The sequence below is a fragment of the Pseudonocardia sp. N23 genome (genome assembly GCF_002583555.1).
Lineage (GTDB): Bacteria > Actinomycetota > Actinomycetes > Mycobacteriales > Pseudonocardiaceae > Pseudonocardia.
Genome location: NZ_BEGX01000021.1, coordinates 19,159 through 20,756 on the forward strand (window position 1 = coordinate 19,159; position 1,598 = coordinate 20,756).

The following is a 1,598-nucleotide window of genomic DNA, read 5'->3' on the forward strand; positions in this document are numbered from 1 at the left end:
TCGGGGTTGCGGCGCGAACCACCGGCGCGGCAGGTCACGCGGTGCCCGTCGCGCCGCCCCGCCGTCCCCGGTCCGGCCCTGCGGGCGAGCCCATCCGGCCCGGGCCTGGTCGTCGTGGCGGTCGCTGCGGGGCAGGCATGCCTCGACCAGGGCGCGGCCGTCATCGCCGCTGGTCTTCCACAGATGACGAAGCCGCGCGGTCCGCACCTGCGGGTGACATTCCAGCGCTCGCAGGCACTGGGTGAGCAGCTGTTGGGTGCCCTCGTCGGCATCGGCCAGCAGCCGCCCGGTCCGGCGGCGGGCCTCCCGCAGGGCTCCGCTCTCGACCAGGGCGGCGACCTCGGCGAGCCGCCCGGCGATGACCTCGGCGGTGATGGTGGGGTTCATCGGAGGTGACCTTCCGTCGCTGGTCGCGGGATATGTGGCGGTGGGTCTGTCGGCCCGTTCTGGTGGCGGGCGTCGTCCCCGCCACCGCGAAGCGGCGGTCGCTCGGCCTCGGAGGCTCGACGTCAAGGGCAGCCCGAAGGGCTGTCGCCGCAGGCGACGCGTAGCGCCCTTTACGTTGAGGGAGGCCGTGCTCAAGCTTTAGGGCCGGCAGGCCCACCGCCCCGCCGAAGGCGGGTCCATCAGCTGTTTCTCGGCCCGCCGCGGCCCTGAGCGGCAGTCCCTCCCCCGCGCCACCCGCCAGCGCCCCCGCCAGATGGCCGCGTGGACGACCCGCGGCGGCCACTCCGCCAGGCAGCGGGCGGGGTAGCCCGCGTCGGGGCGGGCCACCCCGCGCCCCATCAGAACGGGGGCTCGAACCCCGCCGGGAAGGTGACCGCCGCCGGCTCACCCCGGCCGTAGACCTCGCGCGAGAGCCAACCCAGGTAGGCGTCGAACTCGGCGTCGGAAAGCTGCGCGAGGTCGGGCTCGGGGGTGGTGATCTGGGCGAGTGCCATCGTGTCCTCCGGTGGTCGGTGCGGGTGGAACGCGGCTCTGCCTCAGCAGGGCGGGTCGGGGTCCCCGAAGGGGACGGGAGAGGGTTCTGGCTGGCCCATCCCGGTGTGACCGCTCATCCCCGCCGGCGGCCGACCTCACCAACCGCCGCGCGGTCTCACCGGGATGGAGTCGGCCAGGTTCATCTCCCGCTCGCCCCGGCCCGTTCTGCTGACCTCCGGGCGGTCCACCCGTGCCGGGCGCCGGAGGACACCCGCCACGTCCAGAGCGCACTCGACTACCACCCCCCAGCCGGCACCCCGCCAGCGACCAGCCAGCCACCCCACCGCCGGCCGGAACCGGGCGGACCACCCCCGGCGACCAGCACCAACCCGCCCCGGCCAGCCCACACACCAAGGCCGGACAGGGTCGCGGGTCGGGGTGACGGGTCAGGGGTGACGGGTCAGGGGGTGGCTGCGGCGCAGCGCGACCGTGGCGCCGTCGCGGGCGGCCGCGGCGGCCGCGAGCGCGAGGAACTCCCCGCGCACTGCCCCGACTCCGGAGCCCCCGGTCTTCGGGTGGGCCAGCAGCCGAGCGGCGAGCGCGTCGACGGGCCAGCGCAGCAACACCCCGTGCCGCGACAGATACAACCCGACCGCCCGGATCCGGTAGTGATCGCT

1 protein-coding gene and 2 pseudogenes are annotated in these 1,598 nt (G+C 75.7%); all 3 read right to left on the reverse strand.

What is annotated here, in order from left to right:
* Positions 1–387: pseudogene (locus TOK_RS33255) on the reverse strand (hypothetical protein); the annotation flags it as partial.
* Positions 388–785: 398 nt separating this feature from the next.
* Positions 786–941, reverse strand: coding sequence for a hypothetical protein (locus TOK_RS32435; RefSeq protein ID WP_172457463.1), 156 nt, complete (start codon positions 939–941; stop codon positions 786–788).
* A 426-nt stretch (positions 942–1,367) separates the two neighbouring features.
* Positions 1,368–1,598: pseudogene (locus TOK_RS07575) on the reverse strand (hypothetical protein); the annotation flags it as partial.

What these genes read in the sequence shown, in the direction of transcription:
- TOK_RS32435 (WP_172457463.1), bottom strand. Translation starts at nt 941, where the DNA reads ATGGCACTCGCCCAGATCACCACCCCCGAGCCCGACCTCGCGCAGCTT.